At 71.2% G+C, this 6,452-nt stretch carries 1 protein-coding gene; it reads left to right on the top strand.

The window, feature by feature from the left end:
* Window positions 1-6,452, top strand: a 6,452-nt coding sequence (locus AB0P17_RS43040) for an amino acid adenylation domain-containing protein (protein WP_365820558.1), incomplete at both ends; no start/stop codon positions are given.

Below are 6,452 nucleotides of genomic sequence, written 5' to 3' on the forward strand. Positions count from 1 at the left end.
ATCATCAGTCTCCAGGTCGTCTCCCGAGCCCGCCGCGCCGGACTCGCCCTCTCCTCCCGCGACGTCTTCCTCCACCCCACCGTCAGCGCTCTCGCCCCCAAGGCGGGCCGGGTCGATACCGGCCCCGTGCGGCTCGCCGAACACGGAACGGTGACCGGCACTGTGGGGACGACTCCTGTACGGGAGTGGTTCTTCGAGACACATCCGGTCGCCCCCGCGCACTTCAACATGGGGGCCGGGTTCACCCTGCCGCCCGGCACGGACATCGGAGTCCTCCGTGACGCCGTGGGCGCGCTGCTGGCACAGCACGATGCGCTCCGCAGCACCTTCACCCGTACCGCCGAGGGGATGTGGGAGGGAGAGATCGTTTCCGAGCTGCCGCTCGACGCCGTCTTCACCGTCCATGAATCCTGCTCACCATCGTCTTCCCCCGCTCCCTCCACCGTCGCCTGGGACGCCCTGGTGGCCCAGGCGCATGCCGGACTCGATCTGGCCCACGGCCCGCTGTTCCGCGTACTCGTGGGCCTGCCCCGCACCGACGAGGCCGACGAGGCCGTCCACGTAACGCTGATCGCGCATCACTTGGTGATGGACGGGGTGTCCTGGCGCATTCTGCTGGAGGACCTGGAATCCGCGTACGAGCGGATCGCGAGTGGTCGCCGGCCCGACCTCGGTCCCAAGGGCACGTCCGTACGGCAGTGGGCGGACCGGCTCGCCGGGCACACGGCCGCCGGTGGCTTCGACGAGCAGGTGCCGTACTGGCTGGAGACGACGGAGGGCGTGACCACCCGCCTCCCCGTGGACCGGCCGGGCGGCGACAACACCGTGGAGTCCGAGCGAAGTGTCTCCCTCCGGCTGACGGCCGCAGAGACGGCGGAGCTGCTGCACGCCGTTCCGTCCGTGTACCGGACCCGGCCGAACGAAGTGCTGTTGGCCGCCCTGGCGCGGGCGGTGGGGCCGTGGGCCGGCGGGCGGCGCTGGGCGGTGGACATCGAGGCCCACGGCCGCGAGGAGATCTTCGACGACACGGATCTGACCCGTACCGTCGGCTGGTTCACCTCCATCCACCCCGTCGCCCTGGACCTTCCGCACGCCACGGAATCCGGCGCCCCGGCGGAGTGGCGGCGGACGATCCGGGCGGTGAAGGAGCGGCTGCGGGCCGTACCCGACCAGGGCGTCGGCTACGGAGCCCTGCGCTACCTCCGATGTGATCCGGGCCAGGCCGGGGCGCCCCTGGCGGACGCGCCCGTACCCGAGTTGGCCTTCAACTACCTCGGCCACTTCGGCGGAGCCGGCGACCCCGCCCGCTGGGCCGGGGTCCTCACTCTCAACCCGGGAGGCGAGCACCACCCCGCCGAGCGACGTGGCCATGTTCTGGAAGTCGTGGGGGCGGTCCAGGACGGCGTGCTGACCTTCACCTGGTCGTACTCCGACCAACTGCACGACCGCGCGACCGTCGTGGGCCTGGCCGAGCGGTACATGGCCGAGCTGCGCTCGCTGATCGAGCACTGTGCGGGCCCCGAGGCCGGCGGGTTCTCGCCCTCGGACTTCCCGCTCGTACGGCTCACCCAGGACGAGATCGATCTGATCACCGGATCCGCCCGCGCAACGGGCGGAGGCGGCGGAGGCATCAAGGACATTGAGGACATCTACCCGCTGACACCCCTCCAGTCGGGCATGCTCTTCCACACGTTGAGCCGGTCGGCCCAGGAAACCGGCCCCGCTCCCACCCCCGACTCGGGCCCCGAATCGGCCTCGTACCTCGAACAGTTCACGTTCCTTCTCGACGGCGTCACCGATCTGGACGCCCTCGCACGCGCCTGGCAGCACGCCGTCGACGCCTCGGACGCGCTGCGGGTGTCGATCGCCTGGGAAGGTGTGTCCGAGCCGGTCCAGGTCGTGCACCGGAACGTCAGCCTTCCCGTGACTCGGCTCGACTGGTCGGACCGTACGGAGGCCGAGTGCGGCGAGTCGCTCGCCTCACTGCTCGCCGACGACCGCGCCGTGGGGATGGCTCTCGGCCCCGGCAGGGCACCCCTCACGCGGGTGACGCTGGCCCGGCTGTCGGAGCGACGGGTACAGGTGCTCTGGTCGTTCCACCACATCCTGCTCGACGGGTGGAGCAGTGCCGCCGTGCTGTCGGACGTCATGGCCGAGTACGCGGAGCACGCCGCCGAGGGAGTCGGCGAACCTGTCCAACGGCCTGTCGCCCGTGGGGCGTTCCGCGACCACCTCGCATGGCTCGCCGCGCGCGACCGTACCGCGGGACTCGCGTTCTGGCGGAACAGACTGGCCGGCTTCGAGGAGCCGTCCGCGCTGCCCTTCGACCGTGCACCCGGCACGGCGCACCGCGCCCAATCGACGGCACGGATCTCGCTGTGCCTTCCCGCCCGGACGGCCGCCTCCGTGACGGACTTCGCCCGCCGTCACCAGGTGACCGTCGGCACGATGGTGCACGGAGCCTGGGCACTGACACTGTCCCAGTACGCCGGCTCCTCGGACATCGTCTTCGGTACGACGGTCTCCGGGCGGCCGGCCGAACTGCCGGAAGCAGAGAGCACGGTGGGGCTGTTCATCAACACCGTGCCGGTACGGATCGACGTCGCGCCCGCCGCACCGGTGGGCGCGTGGCTGCGGCGTATCGGCGACGAACAGGCCGAAGCGGTCGAGTACGCACACGTCGCCCTGCACGAGATGCCCACCCAAGTGGCCTCCGGTACCGCACTGTTCGACAGCCTCGTCGTGGTCGAGAACTACCCGGTGGACACGCGCGCCGGCGCGGACCACGGCATCGTGCTGTCCGGCCTCGACGCGGTGGAGTCGACGAACTACCCCCTGACCCTCACCGTCCGGCCCTCCGGCGACTTCCAGCTGACCGTCGGTTACGACCCGGCACTGTTCGACGCGGTTACGGTACGGCGGCTCACCGAGAGCTGTGCCCGCGCCCTCGAAGTGCTCGCCGGGGCAGGGCAGTCGGGGGACAGCGCCGAGCGGACCGTGGCCGCGCTGCCACTGTTCGGCGCGGACGAGCGTGGACGCGTGCTCGGGGAGTGGAGCGGCAGCGTCGGCGCGCTGCGCACCGCCGCCTCGGTGCCGGAGGTCTTCGCGGGACAGGTGGCTGCGTCACCGGACGCGATCGCCGTACGGCACGGCGGAGCCACCCTCACGTATGCGGCCGTGAACGCACGGGCCGACCGGATCGCCGGCGCTCTGCGGGAGCGTGGCGTCGGCGTCGGATCGCGTGTCGGACTGCTGCTGGAGCGGTCGCCGGACGTGGTGGTGGCGATGCTGGCGGTGCTGAAGGCGGGAGCCGCGTACGTACCCCTGCACGCGGATCATCCGGCCGAGCGGATGAGGGAGATCCTGGGACGCAGTGGTGCCGAGTTGCTGCTGACGGACGGAACGGCGCACCGCGTACCGGATCACATCGCCCTCCTCGACATGGCTCACGCGGCGGAAGGGCCGGGTGCCGTCGATTCCGTCATGGATTCCGTCATCGAGTCCGTCGTCGATTCCTCCGATGACGGGTCGGGCCACCCGGTGCCGCTGCCGGCGGCGGAGGACCCGGCGTACGTGATGTTCACTTCCGGGTCGACCGGCGAGCCGAAGGGCGTCGCCGTCACCCACCGCTCCGTCGTCGCCCTGGCCGCCGACCGCAGATGGGCCTCCGGCGCGCACCGGCATGTGCTCTTCCACTCGCCGCATTCGTTCGACGCCGCGACGTACGAGGTGTGGGTACCGCTGCTCAACGGCGGCTGCGTCGACGTGGCCGACGAGGACCTGTCGGCGCCGGTGGTACGGCGCGCCGCCGAGCGTGGTGTCACGGCGATGTTCCTGACCACAGCGCTCTTCGGAGCACTGGCGGACGAGGACCCGGGGTGTTTCGCCGGACTGCGGGAGGTCTGGACCGGGGGCGAGGCGGCCTCCCCGGCGGCGATGGCCCGGATGGCCGGGCACTGCCCGGACACGGAGCTGGTCCATGTGTACGGGCCGACCGAGGCCACGACCTTCGCGCTCTGCGGTCCGGTCGGGGCCGGCGACACGGGAGGCGTACGCCCCGTACCTCTCGGCCGCCCGATGGACGACACCCTGGCCTATGTGCTGGACGGGGCCCTGCGGCCGGTCGGGGTGGGGGTGCCGGGAGAGCTCTATCTCGGTGGGTCGGGTCTCGCGCGCGGCTACGACGGCCGGGCGGGCCTGACGGCCGAGCGGTTCGTGGCCGATCCGTTCGGCTCGGGGGAGCGGCTCTACCGGACCGGTGATGTCGTACGGAGGCTGGACGACGGCCGGCTGGAGTTCCTCGGCAGGGGCGACGGACAGGTCAAGATCCGTGGCTTCCGTATCGAACTCGGCGAGATCGAGGCGGCGTTGGCTGCGCGCGACGAGGTCGGTGCCGTCGTGGTCGACGCGCGGGAGGACCGGCCGGGCGTGAAGCGGCTCGTCGGCTATCTGGTCCCGGCCACCGGCGCCACACTGGAGGTACCGGCCCTGCGCGCGTACCTTGACGCGGTACTCCCCGCGTACATGGTGCCCGCCGCGTTCGTCATGCTGGACGCACTGCCCCTCACGGTCAACGGCAAGATCGACCGGCGCGCGCTGCCGGTCCCGGACGCCGCCCCCGAGTCGGCGTACGTAGCTCCACGGGCCGGCACGGAGACTGCCGTCGCCGATATCTGGTCGACGGTGCTCGGCACCGAACGGATCGGCGCCCACGACGACTTCTTCGACCTCGGCGGGGATTCCATCGCGGGGCTGAAAGTGGTCTCCCGCATCCGCGCCGCACTGGGCGCCGGGCTCTCCCCGCGTACGCTCTTCGACCACCCCACCGTCGCCGGCCTGGCCGCCGCCGTCGACACGGCCACGGCCATGGCCACGGTCGTGAGCGCCTCGCCGCTGCCCGACCCCGGAATCGCGCCCGCGGACCGGGACGGCGAGCTGCCGCTCTCGTACGCGCAGGAAAGGCTCTGGTTCCTGGACGAGTTCGCACCGGGGGCCCGCGAGTACAACGTCGTCACCACGCTCCGGCTGACCGGTGCCCTGGATGTGGCGGCGCTCCGCACGGCGGTCTCCGGACTGGTCGAACGGCACGAGGCCCTGCGTACGACGTTCGATTCCGTCGACGGGCGGGGCGTGCAGAGGGTCCACGCCGGACTTGACGTACGGATCCGGGTGGTCGAGACGGGCTCGGACGCGGAGCGGGAGACGACGCTCCGCGCGGAGGCGGCGACACCGTTCGATCTGCGCACCGGGCCACTGATGCGTGCACTGCTGGTGGTGGAGTCGGAGTTGGAGTCGGAGTCGGGCTCCGCCTCCCTGCACACCCTGATGCTGACCATGCACCACATCGTCACGGACGGCTGGTCGATGGGCGTCATCACCCGGGAGCTGAGCGAGCTGTATGCCGCGGCGGTCCGGGGCGCGGCTCCTGGTCTTCCCGAACTCCCCTTGCAGTACCCGGATTACGCGGTCTGGCAGCGCGGTCGGCTCGCGGGCGACGCGCTCGACGGACACCTGGACTACTGGCGGGGGCAGCTTCGGGAGCTGCCCGTACTCGAACTTCCCACGGACCGGCCGCGCCCGGCCGTACGGACCGGTCGTGGCGCGCTGCACACGTTCCGGGTGCCGGAGGAACTGGCGGCCGCGCTGACCGAAGCGGCGCGCGGCCAGGGCGGTACGACCTCCATGGCGCTCACGGCGGTGACCCAGCTTCTGCTCGCGCGTTACAGCGGACAGAACGACCTCGCGGTCGCCACGGCCGTCTCGGGGCGTGAACGTACCGAACTCGAAGGGCTCGTCGGCTTCTTCGTCAACACCCTCGTCCTGCGGACCCGGATCGACGAAGCGGCCGACTTCGCCACTCTGCTCGGCCAGGTGCGGGAGACGACGCTCGCGGCCTTCGCCCACCAGGCGGTGCCGTTCAGCCGACTGGTCGAAGAACTGGACCCTGAGCGCGACCCGAGCAGGACGCCTCTGGTCCAGGTCGCGGTCACGCTCCAGAACGCGCCGCGCGAGACGTTCACCCTGCCCGGGCTGCGGGTGGAGGAGACGCTGCCGCCGGTGGAGACGGCCCAGTTCGACCTCAACTTCGAATTCGAACCGCGTCCGGGGCAAGGGCTGTTCGCCGTCGTCTCGTACAGCACGGATTTGTTCGATGCGGGGTCTGTGGAGCGGTTGGCGGGGCATTGGGTGGAGTTGGCGGGTGGGTTGGTGGCTGGTGGTGGTGGGGCTGTGTTGCGTGGGGTGTCGATGGTGGGTGGTGTGGAGTTGGAGTCTGTGGTGGGTGTGGAGTGTGGTGGGGTGGGGGTGGTGCCGGGTGGTTCGGTGGTGGATGTGTTTGCGGGGCGGGTGGCTGTTTCGCCGGGTGCGGTGGCGGTGGAGTGTGGTGGTGTGTCGTTGTCGTATGGGGAGTTGGATGTGCGGGCGGAGGGGTTGGCGCGGGTGTTGTGTGCGGG

This window comes from Streptomyces sp. NPDC088124 (assembly GCF_040685895.1).
Taxonomy (GTDB): Bacteria; Actinomycetota; Actinomycetes; order Streptomycetales; family Streptomycetaceae; genus Streptomyces.